At 37.8% G+C, this 20,594-nt stretch carries 19 protein-coding genes and 1 pseudogene; 12 read left to right on the top strand and 8 right to left on the bottom strand.

All coding sequences use genetic code 11. The annotated features are described in order from the left end of the window. The first annotated feature begins 2 nt into the window (after positions 1–2). The 4 genes from Q7J54_02855 to Q7J54_02840 all read left to right on the top strand — a co-directional run bounded on the left by Q7J54_02855 (position 3) and on the right by Q7J54_02840 (position 4,053). On the top strand, positions 3–1,379 hold the full coding sequence (locus Q7J54_02855; protein ID MDO8740492.1) for a V-type ATP synthase subunit B: 1,377 nt from the start codon (positions 3–5) through the stop codon (positions 1,377–1,379). A 60-nt stretch (positions 1,380–1,439) separates the two neighbouring features. Next, positions 1,440–2,063 carry a V-type ATP synthase subunit D gene (locus Q7J54_02850; protein ID MDO8740491.1) on the top strand — a complete coding sequence of 208 codons (624 nt, stop codon included), beginning with the start codon at positions 1,440–1,442 and terminating at the stop codon, positions 2,061–2,063. A gap of 1 nt (position 2,064) precedes the next feature. Further along, positions 2,065–2,220, top strand: a complete 156-nt coding sequence (locus tag Q7J54_02845; GenBank protein ID MDO8740490.1) for a hypothetical protein — start codon at positions 2,065–2,067, stop codon at positions 2,218–2,220. A gap of 366 nt (positions 2,221–2,586) precedes the next feature. After that, positions 2,587–4,053 carry a radical SAM protein gene (locus Q7J54_02840; protein ID MDO8740489.1) on the top strand — a complete coding sequence of 489 codons (1,467 nt, stop codon included), beginning with the start codon at positions 2,587–2,589 and terminating at the stop codon, positions 4,051–4,053. Positions 4,054–4,129: 76 nt separating this feature from the next. Here Q7J54_02840 and Q7J54_02835 read toward each other — a convergent pair whose 3' ends face one another. The 8 genes from Q7J54_02835 to Q7J54_02800 form a co-directional block, all read right to left on the bottom strand. Then, entirely contained in the window at positions 4,130–5,026 is an 897-nt protein-coding gene (locus tag Q7J54_02835; protein MDO8740488.1) for a lysylphosphatidylglycerol synthase domain-containing protein, read from the bottom strand. Then, the gene (locus tag Q7J54_02830; GenBank protein ID MDO8740487.1) at positions 5,023–6,222 is read right to left on the bottom strand and encodes a glycosyltransferase family 4 protein; all 1,200 of its coding nucleotides are present in this window, start codon (positions 6,220–6,222) and stop codon (positions 5,023–5,025) included. The genes Q7J54_02835 and Q7J54_02830 overlap by 4 nt, the downstream gene beginning before the upstream one ends. Before the next feature lie 11 nt (positions 6,223–6,233). Continuing rightward, positions 6,234–7,934 (bottom strand): glycosyltransferase family 39 protein, encoded by a 1,701-nt coding sequence (locus Q7J54_02825; protein ID MDO8740486.1) that lies wholly within the window; start codon positions 7,932–7,934, stop codon positions 6,234–6,236. 56 nt (positions 7,935–7,990) lie between these two features. Continuing rightward, the gene (locus Q7J54_02820; protein ID MDO8740485.1) at positions 7,991–9,394 is read right to left on the bottom strand and encodes a radical SAM protein; all 1,404 of its coding nucleotides are present in this window, start codon (positions 9,392–9,394) and stop codon (positions 7,991–7,993) included. A 332-nt stretch (positions 9,395–9,726) separates the two neighbouring features. Further along, a complete protein-coding gene (locus tag Q7J54_02815; protein MDO8740484.1) occupies positions 9,727–11,295 on the bottom strand; it encodes a hypothetical protein in 1,569 nt (522 codons plus the stop codon). A 2-nt stretch (positions 11,296–11,297) separates the two neighbouring features. Continuing rightward, positions 11,298–13,250, bottom strand: a complete 1,953-nt coding sequence (gene asnB, locus Q7J54_02810) for an asparagine synthase (glutamine-hydrolyzing) (GenBank protein ID MDO8740483.1) — start codon at positions 13,248–13,250, stop codon at positions 11,298–11,300. Positions 13,251–13,266: 16 nt separating this feature from the next. Further along, positions 13,267–13,959 carry a methyltransferase domain-containing protein gene (locus Q7J54_02805; protein MDO8740482.1) on the bottom strand — a complete coding sequence of 231 codons (693 nt, stop codon included), beginning with the start codon at positions 13,957–13,959 and terminating at the stop codon, positions 13,267–13,269. Continuing rightward, positions 13,922–14,845, bottom strand: coding sequence for a glycosyltransferase family 2 protein (locus Q7J54_02800; GenBank protein MDO8740481.1), 924 nt, complete (start codon positions 14,843–14,845; stop codon positions 13,922–13,924). The genes Q7J54_02805 and Q7J54_02800 overlap by 38 nt, the downstream gene beginning before the upstream one ends. 87 nt (positions 14,846–14,932) lie before the next feature. On the opposite strand from Q7J54_02800, the gene Q7J54_02795 reads away from it, so the two are divergent. The 8 genes and pseudogenes from Q7J54_02795 to Q7J54_02760 all read left to right on the top strand — a co-directional run bounded on the left by Q7J54_02795 (position 14,933) and on the right by Q7J54_02760 (position 20,558). Further along, positions 14,933–15,619: a glycosyltransferase family 2 protein gene (locus Q7J54_02795; protein MDO8740480.1), complete on the top strand. Its 687-nt coding sequence runs from the start codon at positions 14,933–14,935 to the stop codon at positions 15,617–15,619. A gap of 4 nt (positions 15,620–15,623) precedes the next feature. Next, entirely contained in the window at positions 15,624–15,950 is a 327-nt protein-coding gene (locus Q7J54_02790; GenBank protein ID MDO8740479.1) for a DUF2304 family protein, read from the top strand. Position 15,951: 1 nt separating this feature from the next. Next, complete coding sequence (locus Q7J54_02785; GenBank protein MDO8740478.1) at positions 15,952–16,716, top strand: glycosyltransferase family 2 protein; 765 nt, start codon at positions 15,952–15,954, stop codon at positions 16,714–16,716. Continuing rightward, positions 16,713–17,978, top strand: coding sequence for a glycosyltransferase family 39 protein (locus Q7J54_02780; GenBank protein ID MDO8740477.1), 1,266 nt, complete (start codon positions 16,713–16,715; stop codon positions 17,976–17,978). Before Q7J54_02785 ends, Q7J54_02780 begins: the two co-directional genes overlap by 4 nt. After that, complete coding sequence (locus Q7J54_02775; GenBank protein ID MDO8740476.1) at positions 17,975–18,955, top strand: glycosyltransferase; 981 nt, start codon at positions 17,975–17,977, stop codon at positions 18,953–18,955. The genes Q7J54_02780 and Q7J54_02775 overlap by 4 nt, the downstream gene beginning before the upstream one ends. Positions 18,956–19,048: 93 nt before the next feature. Then, a pseudogene (locus Q7J54_02770) lies at positions 19,049–19,270 on the top strand (TRAM domain-containing protein). A 186-nt stretch (positions 19,271–19,456) separates the two neighbouring features. Then, positions 19,457–19,978, top strand: a complete 522-nt coding sequence (thpR, locus tag Q7J54_02765) for an RNA 2',3'-cyclic phosphodiesterase (protein ID MDO8740475.1) — start codon at positions 19,457–19,459, stop codon at positions 19,976–19,978. Between the two features lie 208 nt (positions 19,979–20,186). Beyond that, the gene (locus tag Q7J54_02760; GenBank protein ID MDO8740474.1) at positions 20,187–20,558 is read left to right on the top strand and encodes a hypothetical protein; all 372 of its coding nucleotides are present in this window, start codon (positions 20,187–20,189) and stop codon (positions 20,556–20,558) included. Positions 20,559–20,594: the final 36 nt, after the last annotated feature.

Below are 20,594 nucleotides of genomic sequence, written 5' to 3'. Positions count from 1 at the left end.
AAATGAAGGAATATAAAACAATTAACAGAGTGGCCGGGCCATTGATCTTTGTTGAAAAGACAGAGCCGATTGGATACGGCGAGCTTGTAAAAATACAGCTTGAATCAGGCGAGATAAAAAACGGCCAGGTGCTGGACACATCCGATGATATTGTTGTTGTGCAGATATTTGAGGGAACATCGGGCATAGGCAAGGAGTCCAGAGTCAGATTCCTGGGAGAAACAATAAAGCTGCCTGTTTCAAAAGACATGCTTGGAAGAATATTCAGCGGAGCAGGCAAGCCGATTGACAACGGGCCTGAAATAATCCCCGACAAAAGAACGGAAATAATAGGAGCTGCCATCAATCCTTATGCGCGCGGACCTCCAAGAGATTTTATCCAGAGCGGAATTTCAACAATTGACGGAACAAATACATTGGTCAGAGGCCAGAAACTGCCATTGTTCTCAGCTGCTGGGCTGCCGCACAATGACATTGCTTTGCAGATTGCAAGGCAGGCAAAGGTTGTAGGCCAGAAAGAAGGCTTTGCAATTGTTTTTGCCGCAATGGGCATCACGCATGAAGAGGCGCAGTATTTCATCAAAGATTTTGAGCAGACCGGCGCATTGCAGAGAGCTGTTGTCTTTATGAATCTGGCAGATGATCCTGCTGTCGAAAGGCTGATAACGCCAAGAATGGCATTGACAGCTGCAGAATATTTTGCATTTGAGCAGGATATGCACGTACTTGTTATATTGACGGATATGACATCTTACTGCGAGAGCTTGAGGGAGATTGGAGCTGCGAGAGAAGAGATACCTGGAAGAAGGGGTTATCCTGGGTATATGTACACTGATCTCGCAACAATTTATGAAAGGGCAGGAATGATAAAAGGCAAAAAAGGATCCATAACGCAGATTCCGATACTGACTATGGTAGGCGACGACATTACGCACCCTATTCCCGATTTAACAGGTTACATAACAGAAGGCCAGATTGTCCTTAGCAGAGAGCTGCATAGAAAGGGAATCTATCCTCCGATAGATATTCTGCCGTCATTATCGAGGTTGATGAACCTTGGCATTGGAGCAGAGAGAACAAGGGAGGATCACAAGCAGGTCACAGACCAGTTATATGCAAATTATGCTGCTGGGCGAGATTTGCGCGGTCTGGTCGCAATTGTCGGCGAGGAAGCTCTTTCAGCAAGGGACAAAAGGCTGCTTAAATTTGCAGAAGAGTTTGAAAAGAAATTTGTTGCGCAAAGCAGATCAGAGGACAGGGAGATAAAGCAGACGCTTGACATTGGCTGGGGGCTGCTGGCAGAGATTCCGGAGCAGGAGTTAACCAGAATAAGCCCAGATATAAGAAAGAAATTTCACAAAGCCAAAGAGGCAGAATAGAATGTATGATGCGTTTGGCTATGTTAAAAATCTCATAAGACAATAAAATAAGAACGTAAAATGGCAATAGAAATAAAACCAACAAGATCTGAACTTATCAAATTTAAGAAAAGCATTATCCTGGCGAAATCAGGGTACAATCTTCTGAAGAAAAAAAGAGACGGACTTATTCTTGAGTTTTTTGAAGTGCTGGGCAAGGTCAAAAACCTAAGGTCAGATGTTGTTGATGAATACAGGAAGGCATTGTATAAAATGAATATCGCCAGGCTGCTGGAATCAGACCTTAAAATAAAGTCAATTGCCATGGCTATTGCAAACAAGCCCGATATAGAATTCGGGACTAAAAACATTATGGGCGTGCTGGTGCCGACCATTAAATCCGGCGAACTGAAAAGAAAGATGATGGAGCGCGGTTATGGAATTTACAATTCCGCTTCAATAGATGAAGCTGCAGATGCCTATGAAAAAGTTACTGAAAGGGTAATAAGGGCTGCAGAGGTTGAAACTACAATGAGAAGGCTGCTGAAAGAGATAGAAAAAACAAAGAGGAGGGTGAATGCGCTTGAATTCGAGGTAATACCCAGAATGGAGAAGACAAAAAATTTTATAGCGTTAAGGCTGGAAGAGATGGAGCGCGAAAATACTTTCAGGCTGAAAAGGATAAAGGCAAAGCTCTCTGGTTAAAATGCAACTTCTTACTAAAATTTCAAATAAGATTAGGAAAAAATTAAGCCAGACAAAAGTCAAGTTCTGGCTTGTTGTCATATTGATCAATATTGTTGTTTTTGTTTTGTTTGTAATATTCGCTGTGCTGCTTGTCAGAGTGATAAGAGGCCAATAAGAATTTATTTGAATCTGAAAGAAACTAATGCGCCTGCTACCTCTCCGGCGATTATCCACAATCTCGAAACACTGAAAATTCCACCATTCTCTGAATGGTGGTTTACTCTGTAAACCACAGATCAATATGTGGAATTTTGGTGTGCTCAAATGTCAAAAATGTTTGCATTTTTGAGCAAATTGGAAATGTGAACATTTCCAATTAACCACCTGATTCGGTGGATCGCAGCAACATGCCACCCATCTGTGATGGGTGGTTTTTGACATTAGAGAAATTAAAAAACCCAAAATGTTAATTTTTGCGGTCATAGGAACATTTATAAATATTGCCCCTTTTCAATGTGATTGAAATACGGGGGTAAACTAGATGAATAAACAACCAGAAATATTTCTGATTTCACCTTACACCAGGTCATATACCCAGAGAATGCCACTTGGCTTGATGGGCATATCTTCTTATCTTACTTCCAAAGGAGAGGAGAATGAAATTCTTGATTTCAAGGACATGGAACCAGAAAAAGCATTCAAAAAAATACAAGGAAGAATATCAGAGGCAAAGCCCAGATTCGTAGGAATTACTTGTTTAGTCTCTGAAATGGGTGTTGTCAAGAACATATGCAGGTTCATAAGGCAAAACTCAATAAACACTAAAATCATTATAGGCGGCCCGCATCCAAGTTTTCGCCCTCAGCACATCATAGACATGAAAATAGAATTTGATTATTTGATTCTGGGTGAAGGAGAACATACATTTTACGAATTAGTTCAGGCACTAAGAAAAGAAACAGAAATAAAAAAAGTCAAAGGAATAGCCTATTTGGAATCAGGAAAAATTAAGTTTGCCCCCCAAAGAGAACTGATTCAAGACCTTGATTATTTACCCTTCCCTGCTTACGATAAAGTAGATATGGCATATTATTCTAGGCCAAACGTATGGGCCATTCGCCCAATATACATATCGAGTTTTAATATCTTTACATCCAGAGGATGCCCTTACAACTGCAAGTTTTGTGTTGCCCACACTATATTCGGAAAAAAGATAAGATTTATGGGCCCCAAAAGAGTTGTTGAACATATAGAATATGTTTTAAAAAAATATAAGGTGGATGCATTATATTTTGCTGACGAATCCTTCACAGTGTCAAAACAACGCATCTATGATATCTTCAATCTCCTAAAGAAAAAAAACATAAAGTTCCTATGGGGATGCCAAACCAGAGTCAACCTTCTGGATGAAGAATTGATTAGATTCATGAAAAAAAATGGATGCATTCAAATTGAGTTTGGCATCGAATCAGGCTCTGATAAGATGCTGAAAATTATGAATAAAGGGACAAGTGTTAAGCAAATAATGGAAATAGGGGAGATATGCAGGAAACTTAGAATGCGCGTTCTTGCTAACATGCTGATAAATCTCCCTGGAGAAACAATGGAAGACATCAAAGCGTCTATCGATCTCGTTAAAAAAATGAAATACAACATGGTCTTATGGAATATTTATATACCGTTCCCGGGGGTAGAATTTGGGCGCAGCCTAGATTTAGAAGACCTAAACCCCATGTTAAAGTATCCTTCTAAAGAAACAATCGACCTATTAGAAAAGAAATATAAATTCGCCCTGTATAAGAAACCAATCCAGAAAGTTGCAGAAGAGCTTTATTCCTTGACATTCTATCCAAAGCACATTAGATTTACCTTAAGCCTATCTTATTGGGCCTCATTTTTTAGACTGATTTCATTCGTTTTTGACCACAGATATATATTGCAGATGCTAAAAAGTAAGAGAAAAATGCAGTACATAAATAATCTATTCACGCAGAGAACCACGAAATAATGTGTGGGTTGTAAAATAAAAATCAGGATTGTAACAAGGCGGCATGGTTCAAAACCCATTTTCATTGAATCAGAAATTACTTGAACTTAAACGAAACACCTGCTCCAACCAGTTCTCCAAAAATTATCCACAGTCTTGAAACCAGAGAAATAATTATTGCAATTGGCAAAGGAAAATAGAACCCCAGCAGAAAAGTCAGTATTCCTTCTCTTATACCGAGCCCGCTCGGAGTTATGAGGCTCAGGAAGCCAATTATCCACGATACTGCAAATGCCCCTGTCAAAGGAAGTATCAAGCTCAGAGGCGTGGCATAAAATGATTTAATGAGCAAATAAAATCCCATGCCATTCACAACCCACGAAAACATGTAAAAAGCAAGCAAACCAAGCAGCGAAGAGTATTTAATCTTCAGCTCAACTGTTTTCTTTCTAAAAATCTTCAGCCCAATGTTCACAAAAAAATTGAATATCTTGGGATGAATCAAAATCAGCCCAACAGGGATTGTTAAAAATACTGGCAGGAATTTCATAAGGCCGCCATCCTCAATCATAGCAGGCACGAAGATCAGTGCAGTGAATGATGCTGACAATACATGCATCGCCAACTCCAGCATAAGGCTCACAAATGTAGTGTACTTGGATATTTTCTTCTTTTCACATAGGTACATCCTTCCGAGCAGATACCAGATTCTTCCAGGAACATATCTTCCGAGCTGCGATAAAAACCATATTCTTATACTCGATTTAAAGTCAAGCTTTGCCTTAAGAAGGTTCATTATCATTTTCCACCCATATACCGAAAGCAAAAGATGAGCAAAGAGGAAAATGAAAGACAATGCAAGATAAAAATAATTGAATGTAATGCTGTAAGATTTAAGCTGACTCCAATTCTGATAAAGTGTTTTGGCTAAAAAATACAGAATAAATAAGGAAACTAACACTCCGATTATCTTGCCAATATTCAGCTTCTTCATCTGCTCACAACCTCATTGTATACTTTTATTGTCTTGCCAGCAATCTTTTCAGCAGTGAAATTCTCGTGCACATATTTATAGCCATTCTCAGCGAGCTTTTTTGCAAGTTTTTCATTTTTTAATATTTTGATCAAAGCATCTGCGAGCTGCTTAGGATTTTTCTCTTCGACAAGAATCCCTGTCTTGCCGTCAATCACTACATCTGGAATCCCGCCCGTCCTTGTCCCGATAACAGGTGTTTTGCAGGCAAGGGCTTCTGCAAAAACAACTCCGAATGCCTCTGTTTCTCCTTTCCAGTCTGTGATTGAAGCCAAGACGAAAACATCAGCATCATTGTAATATTTAACAAGCTCTTTATGCGGGACAGAAGGAATGATTGTTATATTTTTTTCAAGATTTAAATTTTTAATCTGTTCTTTTAAGCTTTCCTCTTCAGGGCCTTTCCCTACAATAATCAGCTTGAAATCGATTTTTTTATCCTTCAAAATACTGCATGCATCAACCAGATAATTAACGCCTTTCCTTTTCACAAGCTTTCCCATTGTAAAGATGGTTTTTATTTTATTCCTGCCCTTTTTCACAGGGTAAAATTTATTCCTGTCAAAAGGCATTGGAAAAACAGCAATTTTGTTTTTATTGATTTTTAATAAATCCGTGACAATTTTTGCAACATAGTTTGAAACCGCATTCACTTTGGCTGCATTCTTGAAAATCTTCCTTGCAAAAAAACTGAAAAATTTGAATTTCCTCAGAATAAAGACATCTGTTCCGTGAGTTGTAACTATATAGGGCACTTTTGTTTTCTTAAACGCCAAATAAGCTGCTATGCCGCACGGAACCCACCAGTTTGCATGTATTATGTCTATTTTTTCTTTTTGTACAATCTCAATAATCTTTTTATAAAAATTTCTTATTAACTTTAAAAAAATAAGCTTGTTGAATGTGTTTTTAATAACCAATTCATGCATATTATTCTTATATGCTATTCGCTCGTACTTATCAGAAGCGTATCTGAATCTGTATATTTTCACTCCGCCAATAACTTCATATTCCTTCAGCCCTTTCTCATGCGGAGCAAGGACAATGACTTCAAAATCCTTGTTTTTATTGATCTCAGAAACCCAATTAAAAAGAAATGGCGACATTATATCATCCCTGAAGCGGATGAAGTTCTGGGCAAGCATTAAGATTTTCATTTTATGCATTTTTATTCCAAATCAATATACTTTATTTCATATGGGGCGCTGTTCATTTTGATAAACCCGAAAGACAGATATTCGTATGTTCTTGACTGCGCCTGTCTGACCTGCAGTATCTCATTCAACTTCTCATTCAGCTTCGATTCATCAAATGTTCCGCCTTTTTTGAATAAAAAATAGATTGGCGCATTGCCCTGCTGGGTCTGCTGGAATGCGATCTGCTTTAAAGAATAATTGGAGTTTATGTAATCCCTGAATTCTGATTTCTGGAATATGTTTGAAATGCCCCATTGGTAGATGAAGATCCACTTTAGATTTTTCTTTTCCTCAAACTGCTTCAATTCAGATAAATTGGATATTACTGTTGCTTTCCTGTCTGCATGCCAGACAACTCCTGTGTCTTGATGGCCTGAATCAAACATCATCTCATCCGAAGAACTGTGCGAGTTTATGTAATTGCCGGCAACATCCAAGCCAGGAAACTGTGTATTAAATTGGCCTGCTATGCTTTGCTTTGCAGCCGGCCACATGAAAATGATGAAAAACAAGATTATTGCAATCCATCTGAGGCTTTTCTTTAAATAATCGTATTTTGTTTTTATCTGCGGAATAATTGATGCGAAAAAGAGCAATGTGGAAGATATTAAAATCGCAACTAGAGGAACAAATGGCATCTGATAATAATTATGGCCTGTCATAAAATTTATCAGCAGCAATCCATAAACCAAAAATGAAAACGCCCATGCAACAAGAAATCTGTGCTGCTGCTTTCTGATATGCCAGATTGAAATACACAGCCCAATAATCGAGATTATGACGCCTATTTTTGTAAAATTATCCTTTGAAGCAAACATGAAAACAGTTCCCCACCATTCACTTGTAAATATTTTGAAAGGCTCTTCAAGAACTCTGCCAATCATCTCATCTCCAACTCCTGCAGAAGAGGTCTGCGCCTTTGCAAGATTTGGGAGCAAGAACCACAATATGAATGCAATAAATATCAAAGCGCCTATGCCAAACTGCTTCCAATATTTCTTGTTTTTAATGATTTCAAAAGGAAATATCGAAAGCAACGGAACTGCGATAATCAAAAAAGGATATTTTGTAAGCCCTGTAAGGGTAAAAAAGACCATAAAAATCACAATGTTTTTCATTGTCTGATTCTCTTTCCAGACAAGGAAGAAATAAATTGCAGCTGTCATAAAAAACAATGCTGGCGCATCAAATTGAATATTCCTGCCAAAGAAAACGAGCAAAGGCGAGGTAGAAGTAAAAAATGCTGATAAAAGAGCAATGTCTTCCCTTTTGAAAAGCTTTTTTACAAAAAGATATGTGAACACAACTGCGCCAAGCGCAAAAAATATTGTGACCAACCTGGCAACCCACAATTCCATGCCAAATATTTTCCATCCTGCTACAATAATCCACGAATAAAGCGGGAAATTATCTACATGCGAGTATTTTGGCTGATCAACTAAAGGGATTGTGTAATCTCCTCTAAGATAAAGGTAATCGCCGCCATTATAGAAGCTTCTTGCTTCAGCCAATGTGTGAGCTTCTTTTGTGTTGTGATATCCGATTACAGGGTAATCGAGGTGGTATGACCTTAAATAAAAGCCAAGTATCAGGATCAGAGCAAGAATTACCCAAGTATAATTTTTCTTGAAAAAAGCCAAGTTTATTTTTAATTCTGTTTCTTCCCCAACCATATAAAACCCTGATTTTAGTCAATATTTAAGTATTTCGAATTTGTAATCCAGCATAATCAGTTTGTAAGGCCAATCATAAACTTTAAGCCCTCAAAATACTTTTTGAAATCATTAAAAGACTTTATTTTCTTAAGCACTTTCCACACGTAATGCGGCCTGAAATAAAATTTGCTGTATGCTTTTTTGACATAATATTCTACTTGTTTGCCGTCTTTATATCCTTCTGGAACGTAGGCTGCTTTTGTTCTTCCATGATAGCCCTTAACAATCTTCCCTGTTTTCATCGCGAGATCATAAAGCGGCGTTCCATATTCGGGATAAGTAGGCAGAAACTGCGCATAATCAAGATCGAGCGCTATTGCAAATTTTATTGTTTTTTCAGCTTTTTCAGGAGTTTCGCCTGGAATCGCAAGCATAAAAGAGCCTCTTGTTTCCATTCCATACTTGTGTGTCAGCTTTATTGTCCTTCTCACCTGATCCAGGGTTATTCCTTTATTTATGCCGTCAAGCAAGTCCTGGTTGCCGCTTTCTATGCCATAAAATACGCTCCAGCAACCTGCTTCTGCCACTCTCTTAAGCATTTCCTCTGTCGGCGTACTGACTTTTCCATAACAAGACCATGCCAAATCCAGCTTGTTTTCTTTGAGAAGATCGCAAAACCTTTTTATCCAATTTTCATTTATCAGAAAATTATCATCCCAAAAAGAAATCTCCTTCATTCCATATTTATGCATCAGAAGCTTGATATCTTCAATAACTCTTTCAGGAGAATGCCGCCTATAAACCTGGCTCATTATGCCGCTCTGATAGCAAAAGGCGCATTTTCTCCACGGGCATCCCCTTGAGGTTATATAATTCACAGCCGGAAGCCTTCGATATTGGTTAGGAAGCGGCGTGTAAAGCTTGAAATCAAAAAGATGCCATGCTATTGGCGGAAGCTCATCAAGAGCCATTATTGGCCCGGTCTGCACTGTGAATTTTGCCTTGCCCCTTTCTTTATAGCCTATTCCAGGTATTGCTTTTATTTCTTTTTTTGCTGAAATTTTATCTATGAGCTCAGGGAAAGTTTTTTCACCCTCACCCAAGATAATATAATCTACGCCTTTAGTATTGAGGCATTCCTCAGGAAAGCATGACGGATGAGGGCCGCCCAAAATAACCGGGACATTCAGCTCTTCTTTTGCCTTGCCTGCGAGAAACAGCGCATTTTTAGCAACGGCATTGTTTGCAGCTATCCCGATAAAATCCGGACCGAATTCTTTCAGAATCCCTATTGTTGTGTTAAATCCTATTCCCATTGCAGAAGCATCTATTATTTTGACAGTGTGGCCTTTCTGCTCGAGAGCTCCAGCTAAATAGCCGAGGCCAAGCGGCGGCAGATTCCCGCTTTTTATCTGCTTCTTGCTTCCATAAGCCTCTTTTATAAGGTTGTATGACGGAAAAACTAATGCTATTCTCATTTTGATTATACCCCTATTTTTGAAAAAAAATCGACTACTTAAATGTTTCTATACTCGCGGACAATAGTTAATTAGAAACACAAAATGTTTCTAATTTGCTCAGAAATGCAAAAGCATTTCTGACATTTATACAAATAGTTGTCCGCTCGTAATAAGCAAATGACATTTTTATATAAATATGTGTGTCATTTGCTATATCGGCTTCTTAAATTTGCGATATGTCAAAAACCACTCACCATAGATGGGTGGCATATTGCTATTGTTCACCACATCAGGTGGTTTTTGAGCATGCTCAAAAATTTTCCATATGCCGAAAATGGATTGGCTTTCAGCTACCAATCCAAGATTGGTGAAAAATTTTTGACATTTTCATATACTTTCAGATCGCCTTTTTCATGCAATAATGAAAATCCTGAATCAATTACAGCAGACTCCACATCATTGCTTTTTCCCCACAATAAGATGTAATCATAATAAGATAAAATTTCCCTGCTGAAGTTCAATTGCGGATATAACTCGCCTGGCGCAGAAGGTGTTATCCTGGAACTTGGTTGCCAATAAAAAGACTGAGCGTTTATTATCGCTTGTGGAGCAGGCATGTTTTCCCTGTAGGATATTAAATGAGTGCTATGCCCTGCAAATATATAAGGGCCTGCACCGCCTTTTTCAATATGATAATATGCCCAGAAATGCTCGTACGGCCTCATAGTGTAGCCATATAGGTCCTTGACCGTTATTGGAAGTATTGACTTGTTTCTTTCAACGATATTAATGCCTGAAGAATAATCTGCAAAGTCTTTGTTTATGCTGTAATAATTAAAAAAGGTAAGTATCACCAATAAAACAGCAGCAATAACTGTTATGAACATGAAAAGCCGCTTCTTTGTTGGCGGCTCTAGCCAAGCAACAAAAAACAAGACAATGAAAGGCACAAATCTTATCTTGAAATGCGCCCATGTCTTAAGGTCGGGCGGAGAAATGACAAACAGCAAAAGCAAGATTAAGGCTAAAATCAAAAACTCATTCTTGTATTTTTTATCAAACAGTCTTTTGATTGAAAAAGGCTTATTGGCCAAAATTTTTCTGAGAAATAAAAAAGCAAAATAAAGCAGCGGAGCAGCCAGGAGTATGGCTTCAAGAACTGGCGAAAAAGACAGGAACATTCCAAAGAAAGACTTGATCAAAACCAAGGGGTTAAAAGCAGCAAGGACATCAATAGGGGCGACATCTGGCGACCTCGAAAACCAAAATATTGCAAACAAAATAATCGGCAGTATGAACGGGATGGATGTTGTGAATGCCTGTTTTTTATTTTTATAGCGGAATATCTGCACTAAAAATACTGATATCATTAAAATTATGAAAGAGAACAGATGCGAAAACAATGTCAGAAGTACCAGGATTGTGGAAATCAGAATTTTACTGATTGTCATTTTATTCCGATTGTTAAGCCAATAACCTAATGCAAAAAAGAAGAAAGGAAGGCTTATTGCAAAATCGACCAGCCCTTTGTTGAAAAACCAGTTATAGGTAAAAATAAAGCTGAAAAATCCGAGAATTGCCTTTCGCCTGTCAACAGCGCTTAAAAAATAGAAAATGCTCAATGGAAATAAAATCACATAGATGCTAAGGAATATTTTTCCGGCAATGTAGATGCCGAAGATTTTTGAAAGTGAAATGATTGAAAATATTGAAAAAAGCGTCGGTATAAGGCTGAATCTCAAATCAAAATATTTGCTGTAATCAAATTCCTTATTTTGGTAATCCATGATGATTTTGTCCTGTATAAGGTGCTGCGGGTAATCCTGCAATGGCGGATACGCAAAAAACCATATCGGGACCAGATTAAGGACTATTAAAAAGGCAACCAGCAGCATTATCTTGTTGTTTATCTTTATCATTTTCAGTAAAGCTTGTTTAGCTCAATCTCGCTGTGCGTTTCATTTTCAATAAATATTTTGTGCCAAAGCTGGAAAGTCAGCAGGCTCCAGAGCTGCCTTGCATAATAAAGCCTTGACTTGGAATAATTCCCCCTTATTTTCTCAATATAAGAATAATCAAAATAGCCCTGCCTTTTTATAGTTTCCTTATCAAGCAGAATATCGCTCCAGTATTTCAGGTCTTCCCTGATCCACAGGTCAATAGGCACGTAAAAGCGCTGCTTCTGCCTGCTGATTATATTTTTAGGGATGAAGTTTGACATTGCCTTTTTCAGAATGTATTTCTCATTGAAGCCATGAAGCTTGAGCTTGGGCGGTATTGTAAAAGAGAGCTCAACCAATCTATGATCAAGAAAAGGCACCCTTTCCTCAACTGCATGGGCCATGTTCATCTTGTCTGCTTTCATCAAAAAGTCCTCAGGCAGCACGGTTTCCATTTCCATGGCCAAAATCTGGTTCAAATAGCTGTTTTTATTGCTGAAATATTCTGAATCGAGCCATCTGTTCAAATTCGCATTTTTTATTTTTTTATGGACATTATCCAATAAGACTGCTTTTTTGTCTTCTTCATTGAAGATAGATACAATGTCCAGATAGCTGCTGCCTTTGTCATCAGATCTCAAAAGATTCACTGCTCTTTTTATGCCCTCGTCACCTAAAGAAGAAGAATATTTGAAAAATTTGTTTAATAAAAATTTCGGTGAATTTTTAACAGCAAAAGGAAGCACTGTTTTTTTAAGCAGATTGATTCTTTTCATCTTTTCCATCAGCATTAAAAATTTGCACTGCTCGTATCCTGCAAATACCTCATCTCCACCGTCTCCTGTAAGCACAACTGTAACTTCTTTTTTTGCATTCTGAGCAAGAAGGTAGACTGGAATGAGTGCAGGATCTGCCAATGGCTCGTCAGAGTGCCAGACTATTTTCGGGAGCAGCTTTACAAGATCTGATTTTACAGTATATTCCCTGTGGTTTGTGCCGAAATGCTCGCTTATATGTTTTGCATGCTGCAATTCATCAATTTCCTCGCCATAGCCAAAGCCAACTGAGAATGTCTTTACTTCCTCTTTCGAATTGGTTTCTTTGTTGATCATGCTCATCATTGCAACAACAGAGCTGGAATCAATGCCGCCGCTAAGGTAAGCTCCAAGAGGAACGTCGCTCATCAATCTTCTGTTCACGCAGTCCTTCAGCAAGCCCTGGATTTTTTTAATAAAAAAATTCTCAGAAGCTGGAAGAATATTGCCATTTGAAATATCTGGGTTCCAGTATCTGTTTATAGCATAAGTTTTGTTCCTCAGATCATAAGACAGCACGTGCCCCGGCTTTAATTTATAGATATTTTTAAAAATAGTTTCTGAAGGCGGTATGTATCTCAATGTGATGAACCTGTTTAATGACTCTAAATTCACTTCTTTTTTTATTTTATGCTGCAGTATTGCCTTTATTTCAGAAGCAAAGATTATTTTATTGCTGTCCAAGTAATAGTACAGTGGCTTTATTCCGAGCCTGTCCCTTGCGAGCAGGAGCTTCTTTTTTCTGCTGTCATAAATGGCGAATGCAAAATCGCCGTTAAGCTTTTTAACAAAATCTTCTCCGTATTCTTCATAAGCGTGCACTATTGTTTCAGTGTCTGTTCCGCTGCGGAATTTATGAGATTTATTTTCGAGATCTGACCTTAATTCCTTATAATTATATATTTCGCCGTTAAAAACAATCCAGATGTCTTTGTTTTCATTACACATCGGCTGCGTTCCCTTTTCGCTCAGGTCAATTATGCTCAGCCTTCTGTGGCCTAGAGAAATGCCTTTGTCTGTGTAAATGCCGCCCTGATCTGGGCCGCGATGTATTATAACATCGCACATTTTTTTTATTAATGCCCTGTCCTCGAAATTAAATCCGCTTATGCCGCACATTTTAATTTAGCTCTTTTTAATTCCTGCATTGTATAACATAGCTTAAAGGGAATAAGAATGGGCTTCTTTTTATCTTGATTATTTTGAATTTATTTTTTATCAGCTGCCTGAATTTCTTCAGGTTAAATTTATGTATGTGCCACTCCATGTCCAAATCGAGCTCTCCTTTTTTTACATTCAGTTTTCTGAAAATATACGCTATCTTGTCCAACAAAGGCTGATTTGGTATTGTAAAAATAACTATTGCTTCTTTTTTGGAAACCCTTTTTATCTCATCAATGACTTTTACCGGATCAGGAAGATGCTCAAGGACTTCGGAGCAGATTATTTTATTGAAGCTGTTTTTTTTGAATGGGAGTTTCTGGACATCCGCTATTATCAGCTCTGTATTTTTGCCTTGTATATTTTTCCTGGCCTGCCTTAGCGCTGTAGCAGAGCAATCAAGACCAATAACGCTGCCTTTTTTTATTTCCCTCAATATTATGCCTGAGCCGCATCCTGCATCAAGTATCTTGTCTGTATTTTTTGGAGAGAGCAGGTTCAGGATGGAGCTTTTTCTGTGATTTGAAATGTATTTTATGACCGGATTAGCGTGCTTAAATCTGCTTTCATTGCCATGCTTGACAAACATCTGCTCATTCCACTTATAGAAAGACTTGCCTTTGCCTGCTTTACTTAAGTGTTTTTTCAATTTTGTAACCTTTATCATTGTTGGCGCCATAATATGTTCTTATTAAAATTTCAGCCAAAAATCCGAAAACTATGAACTGCACGCCGGTAATTACAAGGAGCACTGCCAGCAATAGAGTCGGGCCAATAAGAAGGTGAGTGCTATATTTTATGAAGTTGTAAATGACGAGCAGCAGCCCGATAAAAATTTCTGATAATCCTAAAAATCCGAAAAAATGCAATGGCCTTGTTGAATAATCAGACCAGAATTTGATGTAAAAAAGATCAAGCAGGCCCTTGAATATCCTTGTTGTGCTGTATTTTGTCTTTCCGAATTTTCTTGGATGATGGTTTACCCTGATTTCGCCTACTTTGTAGCCATTCATTGCAACAATTGCCGGGAGGTAGCGGTGCATTTCGCCGTATATTTCGAGATCTTTAATGCTTTCCTTCTTATATGCCTTTAATGCGCAGCCGGAATCATGGATCTTGTCCTTCAACATAATTCTTCTTGCAATATTGGCCAGAGAAGATGAAAGTTTTTTTGCAAATGAATCCTTTCTCTTATGGCGCCATCCGCTTACCATATCGTGGCCTTCATTTATCTTTTCAATGAGCCTTGGAATGTCTTCAGGGTCATTTTGAAGATCACCATCCATTGTAACTATGATATCGCCATTTGCATGCTCAAAGCCAGCAGATAATGCTGCTGTCTGGCCAAAATTCCTTTTGAATTTTATTGCTTTTACGTGCTTGTCTTTTTTGTGCAGGATCTGTATATTTGCAAATGTGCGGTCTCTGCTACCGTCATCGACAAAGATAATCTCGTAATTCTTATACTTTGACAAAACAGCGCTAAGCCTGTTATAAAGCGGGAAAATGCTCTTTTCCTCGTTGTATACCGGTATCACCATGCTTAGCTTCATTTTAAATGGAAAATAGGCATATATTATTTAAAGTTTTCTGAAGCCAAATTCATTAAATTTTTAAACCCCCCTATTTCAACGAAGTATATGGTGCGTAACAGGGGCGTGGTTATTGTCATTCCAGCATATAATGAAGAAGCCAAAATAGGCGATGTTATCTCAGATCTCAACAGGAATGGTTATGAAGACATAATTGTAGTGGACGATGGCAGCAAGGACAACACATATAAGATTGCCAAAAGTCACAAAGCAGATGTATATAAGCACATCATTAACCGCGGCCTTGGCGGCTCTCTTGGAACGGGCATTAAAGCTGCGCTTATGAAGAACGCAGACATTGTTGTAACATTTGATGCAGATGGCCAGCATGCTGCCTCTGACATAAAAAAATTGATAAAACCAATAATTGATGGAAAAGCAGATGTTGTGATAGGCTCAAGACTGATGATAAAGTCAGACGGAATGCCTTTTATAAGAAAAATAGGTAATTGGGGCATGAATCTTATAACATATGTTATGTTCGGGATATGGACAACAGACTCTCAATCCGGGTTACGGGCGTTTTCAAGAAAAGCAGCTGAGAAGATAAGCATAAAAGGCAGCAGAATGGAGGTTAGCTCCGAGATAATCAGCGAAGTTGGAAAGCGCAAGCTAAAGTTTAAAGAAGTGCCGATAAAGGCGATTTATACAGATTACTCATTAAAAAAAGGGCAAAGCAATTTAAATGCATTCAAGATTTTATTAAAATTAGTAGTTAAAAAGCTCATGAGGTGAGAAAATGGAAATTGTGCAAATTTTAATTATACTTTTTGGATTGTTTGCATTCAGCAGGGTCATATTGAGGTTTAAGGACAAAGAAATAACTATGAAGGAATTTCTGTTTTGGGGTGTTTTATGGCTCGTGATCATTTTCTTCGGCTTTATGCCCGATATAACAAAGATCTTTGCAGGGCTATTGGGGATAGGAAGGGGCACAGATGTTGCAATTTATATAAGCATAATACTGCTGTTTTACCTGATTTTCAGAATTTATGTGAAAACAGAGAACATTGAGCAGGAAGTTACAAAGATTGTAAGGGAGATTACTTTAAAGAAGAAAAAATAAAATGGCGAAGAAGATTGCAATTTTCATTCCAACATATAATGCTGCAAAAACGCTGCCAATTTTAATAGACCGGATTCCTGAAAAATTAAAAAAAGAGGTCAAGGAAATATTTGTTGTTGATGATGCAAGCCAGGACAACACATATTTTATAGGGGTTGGCTATAAAAAAGAAAAAAATCTGTCCAATCTGAAAATTTTTAAGAATGAAAAAAACAAGGGCTATGGCGGGAATCAGAAATATGCATATCAGTATGCAATAGACAGAGGTTTTGATATTGTTGTAATGCTGCACGGAGATGCGCAGTATGCTCCTGAAAAGATTCCCTTATTGCTGGAGCCGCTGGAGAAAGGCAAAGCAGATATGGTTTTCGGCTCAAGGATGAAAGGCAATCCTCTGAAAGGCGGAATGCCTTTGATGAAGTTCATCGGAAATAAAGTTCTGACATGGATCGAAAACAAGGTTCTTGGCTTGAATCTATCGGAGTATCATTCCGGGTTCAGGCTTTACAGCTGCGCAGCGCTTAAAAAGATTCCATTCCGTCTCTGCGCAGATGATTTTCATTTTGATACTGATATCTTGATCCAGTTTAAGGTAGCAAACCTAAGGATTGCTGAAAGGCCAATTCCAACCTATTACGGCGATGAGAAGAGCCATGTGAAGATTTTCAGCTATGGCTTCAATATCCTGAAATCACTTTACGGCTATCTGCTGCACAAATACGGAATTAAAACAGTCAAAAAATTTGATATAAAGCCAGCAAGATGAACAAAAACAAAGATTATCTGATTTATGCTGTTTTGATTGTTTTGAGTGTTATCGGGTCTTTAATATATTTCAACCAGCCATTGGCTGATTCTGACCATTATTTTGACACGACAAGATTCATGCAGGGCAAAGATGCTGTGATTGATTCGCCATGGGCATCAAGGATGCTTGTCCCTTTGATTGCTGCTGCTCTCGAGCCGATCTTTGGGATGTCCATAACTTATTCTTTGCTGAGCATCTTATTCTATTGCTTAAGCTCAATTCTTGCTTATGTTTTTTTCAAGGATTTTTTCAAGAATAAACATATAGGATTCATCTCTGCAATAATCTTTGCAACCTCTTTGCCGCTGATTGCATGGGGCGGAAGGCCTTTGATTGAAACAGCTGGGTTTTTCTTTTTGTTTTTGGGGATTGCTGTGATAGAATGGTGCTTGAAAAAAGGCAGAGTTATTGATTATGCTGTGATTGGGATTGTTATGGCTCTGGCGATATTGGCAAAGGACCATAACTATATTCTTCCGGTTTATTTTATTTTAAGCATTTTATTTAAAGATGGCTTTTCTTTTGTTAAAAAAGCAAATAACGAAAATCGCACTAATCCGCAGATTAAAGTCTGGGATTTTTGTCGTGCGATTTTCGGAATTGAAAATTGTCGGACTAAAGTCCGAGGTATTAAACCGACAATTTTCAATAAAATCCTGAAAATACTTGCTGCATTTTTTATTTCCATTCTCCCGGCTTATTTGTGGAGAAAATTATTGAGCCTCCATATAGCAAGCAAATACCCGAATTACATCAATTTTTTTCTCCAGTACCAGTTTAATTTTAGCACGATATTGTGGATGTTTGGGTTCAGGACATTCATCACATTCCATATTTTGTGGATTCCTTTTGTTTTTGGATTGTTCAGTGACAAGGATAAAGAAAGAAGAGGTTTTTACCTTAAAAATTTCGTGATTGAATTTACAGCAATAATCTTCATTTTTGTTGTTGTCGGCCTGTTTTCCCCAAGATACGCCTTTATGCTGTTTCCTTTTGTTATTCCATTAGCAGCTTACGGCCTTTATGACGGAAGCAGAAAGCTTGCGAAAAAATTAAAACTGAAAAACTTTTATTTGATAATCGTGGCGTTCTTGATCATATATGCGCTGCTCTCTTATTTCGGGGCTTCGCTTTATCCTGAGGATGCGTCTATTTTGAAGGAAGATTTGCTGCAGATGGTCTTTAAAAGATTCAACCAAGTTTATGGGTGGCTGTTTTGAAAGCAAGCATAATTGTTGTAACATACAATGAGGAAAGAACTATCGCAGACTGCCTGAATTCTCTTGTTAATCTTAATTATAATAAAAAAGATTATGAAATTTTAGTTATTGATGGAAATTCGGCTGATAAAACAAAGGAGATTGTTAAGGATTTTATCGAAAGGCATGAAAATAAAATAAAAATCAGATTGATAAATAATCCAAAAAGGTTTATTGCTTCATCCAGAAATGCTGGTGTGAGAAATGCGGCTTATGATCTTGTTGCGTTTACAGATGCAGACTGCACTGTTCCAAAAGATTGGCTTAAAATTCTAGTTGATGGTTATGAAAAGCTGAAAGGAAAAAATATTGCTGCTGTTGGCGGAGCAAATATTCCGCCTGAAAATGCGCCGAACTTCATGGCTGCTGCTGGAATTGCCTTTGATTCTTTTTTAGGGTCTTTGGGAAGCGCACAGGCAAAAACATTCAGCAAAATAACTTTTGTCCCGAGCCTGCCCTGCTGCAATGTGCTGCACAGCAAAAAACTATTGCTAGAAGTTGGCGGCTTTGATGAAGCATTGAGGAATATGTGCGAAGACTATGATGTTAATTTTAAATTAAGAAAAAGAGGGTATAAGATCGCTGTATTGCCGAACAGCTTTGTATGGCACAAGCTGAGAAGCACGCCTATGAAATTTTTGAAGAACATGTATGATTATGGAAAGGGCAGGATCTTTTTGATGAAAAGGCTGAAAGAATTCAAGCTCATTTATTTGCTGCCGATAAGTTTTATTGCTGTAATGCTCGCAAGTCTTTTTGGGTTTTTAAATGGATTATTTTTAATTCCTTTGCTTTATTTCCCGCTTATTTTTTTGTACAGCTTTTATCTTTGCCTTAAAAAAGGCAGAATTAACCTGACCTTTCATGTTTTTTTGGCGTTTGTTCTAGAGCATTTTGGATATGCTGCCGGAGAGGTTGCTGGGCTGTTAAAGCTGTGATTTTTCCCATACCTTTATAAATAAAAGCGCATTTTACAGGTATATTACACCAGTGGTGTAAAATAAATATAATAAATATATAGGTGGAAAAATATGTACGGAAATGATAATGGTGGCTACAGGCCACAAAGAAGTTTTGCGCCAGTTAAGGTTGGCGACGAGTTGGATGTAAAGATAGAAGCTGTCGGCGAGAAAGGCGACGGCATAGCCAAGAAGAACGGCTTTGTCTTGTTCGTGCCGGGTGTTAAAACAGGCGACGAAGTCAAGATAAAAGTTACGAAAGTTCTCAGAAAAGTTGGCTTTGCTGAAGTTGTTGGAAAAGGAACTCCGCAGGCAGAAGGATCTGTATCTGCAGAAGAGCCTGCCAGCGAAGAAGCTTCTGAAGCGACAGAAGAAGAAACAGAAGACAGCGAGAACTTCGGCGAATAGTAATAAGTAAAATTTTTGTTTTTTCTTATTTTTTTAGTTAATTATTTATATCTCTATTTTTATTGATGTTCTATGAGATTGTTCATAGCGCTTGAGCTTGAAGAATTAAAGGATTATTTCAAAGCAATACAGAGTAAACTCGTAAGCGATAATGCAAAGATCACCTTGACCAAAAAGTATCACCTGACTTTGAAGTTTCTCGGCGAGATTGATGAAAAAAATGCTGATTCTATAAAAAGTTCATTGAGAAGTGTGAAATTTACTGCTTTTTCAACAAAACTTGATAAAATCGGAGTTTTTCCTAATGAAAACTATATAAGGGTTGTCTGGGTCGGGCTTAAGCCAGATGATAAGATTCTGGAACTGCAGCAGAAGATTGACGAAGCTTTAGCTCCTATTTTCAAAAAAGAAAAAGATTTTATAGCCCATATTACGCTTTGCAGGGTTAAGTTTGTCAAGGATAAAAAGGCGCTTATGGATCTGATCAGCAAGATAAAGATTGAGCCGAAGGAAATTACAATCAAAAATTTCAAACTGGTAAAAAGCACGTTAACAGGAGAAGGACCGGTTTATGAGGATTTGGAAGTTTTTTAGTGCCTAAATTAACGAAAAACTTAAATATCTGCTATTCTTTCCATGCATTATGAACATTAAAACCACTATGCAGAATGCGATCTTTATTCTTGTGCTAGTGGTATTGCTATTGTAAAGCTCAGCTTGTTTTTCGGGCTTTGCATCATTGTTTATGGTTTTGTTTTTCTCTTTAAAAATTTTAAAAAATAAAAATCAGAAGGAGGTAAAAATGGAAAATGGCGCATTGAAAGAATTGTTGGAAAAGTACGGCAAAGATATGATTAATTTAAACAACGGAGCTAGAACAATAGTTTCAGTGTTGCCTGGTTTTGAGCATATTCTGATAAGAAATGGTTCGGGGATCACTGGCATAATAGCAGTACATGCAGTTGATTCTGACCTTGCTGAAAGACTAAGAGAAGAGAACTGCATTTTAAAGTACGATCATTCAATCGCATATGTCCCAACAGAGAATGGTGTGATAATGTGCATAAAAGGCATAAAAAGAAAGAGAAAAGAATATATTGATAATGGTGATCCTGGCAAACCTATTGAAGACGAGTTGAAAACAGGGTATAGCTATGATAAAATCGAGCTTTAGCTGGGAAAATTATAATGTCGGAAAATAACTCGGCAG

The organism is Candidatus Woesearchaeota archaeon (assembly GCA_030651135.1).
GTDB lineage: Archaea > Nanobdellota > Nanobdellia > Woesearchaeales > JACPBO01 > JACPBO01.
This window is presented reverse-complemented; position numbering and strand designations above follow the sequence as displayed.

Excerpts from the sequence above, each read along its gene's own strand:
- Q7J54_02855 (MDO8740492.1), top strand. The coding sequence starts at position 3 with ATGAAGGAATATAAAACAATTAACAGAGTGGCCGGGCCATTGATCTTT.
- Q7J54_02850 (MDO8740491.1), top strand. The coding sequence starts at position 1,440 with ATGGCAATAGAAATAAAACCAACAAGATCTGAACTTATCAAATTTAAG.
- Q7J54_02845 (MDO8740490.1), top strand. The coding sequence starts at position 2,065 with ATGCAACTTCTTACTAAAATTTCAAATAAGATTAGGAAAAAATTAAGC.
- Q7J54_02840 (MDO8740489.1), top strand. The coding sequence starts at position 2,587 with ATGAATAAACAACCAGAAATATTTCTGATTTCACCTTACACCAGGTCA.
- Q7J54_02835 (MDO8740488.1), bottom strand. The coding sequence starts at position 5,026 with ATGAAGAAGCTGAATATTGGCAAGATAATCGGAGTGTTAGTTTCCTTA.
- Q7J54_02830 (MDO8740487.1), bottom strand. The coding sequence starts at position 6,222 with ATGAAAATCTTAATGCTTGCCCAGAACTTCATCCGCTTCAGGGATGAT.
- Q7J54_02825 (MDO8740486.1), bottom strand. The coding sequence starts at position 7,934 with ATGGTTGGGGAAGAAACAGAATTAAAAATAAACTTGGCTTTTTTCAAG.
- Q7J54_02820 (MDO8740485.1), bottom strand. The coding sequence starts at position 9,394 with ATGAGAATAGCATTAGTTTTTCCGTCATACAACCTTATAAAAGAGGCT.
- Q7J54_02815 (MDO8740484.1), bottom strand. The coding sequence starts at position 11,295 with ATGATAAAGATAAACAACAAGATAATGCTGCTGGTTGCCTTTTTAATA.
- asnB (MDO8740483.1), bottom strand. The coding sequence starts at position 13,250 with ATGTGCGGCATAAGCGGATTTAATTTCGAGGACAGGGCATTAATAAAA.
- Q7J54_02805 (MDO8740482.1), bottom strand. The coding sequence starts at position 13,959 with ATGATAAAGGTTACAAAATTGAAAAAACACTTAAGTAAAGCAGGCAAA.
- Q7J54_02800 (MDO8740481.1), bottom strand. The coding sequence starts at position 14,845 with ATGAAGCTAAGCATGGTGATACCGGTATACAACGAGGAAAAGAGCATT.
- Q7J54_02795 (MDO8740480.1), top strand. The coding sequence starts at position 14,933 with ATGGTGCGTAACAGGGGCGTGGTTATTGTCATTCCAGCATATAATGAA.
- Q7J54_02790 (MDO8740479.1), top strand. The coding sequence starts at position 15,624 with ATGGAAATTGTGCAAATTTTAATTATACTTTTTGGATTGTTTGCATTC.
- Q7J54_02785 (MDO8740478.1), top strand. The coding sequence starts at position 15,952 with ATGGCGAAGAAGATTGCAATTTTCATTCCAACATATAATGCTGCAAAA.
- Q7J54_02780 (MDO8740477.1), top strand. The coding sequence starts at position 16,713 with ATGAACAAAAACAAAGATTATCTGATTTATGCTGTTTTGATTGTTTTG.
- thpR (MDO8740475.1), top strand. The coding sequence starts at position 19,457 with ATGAGATTGTTCATAGCGCTTGAGCTTGAAGAATTAAAGGATTATTTC.
- Q7J54_02760 (MDO8740474.1), top strand. The coding sequence starts at position 20,187 with ATGGAAAATGGCGCATTGAAAGAATTGTTGGAAAAGTACGGCAAAGAT.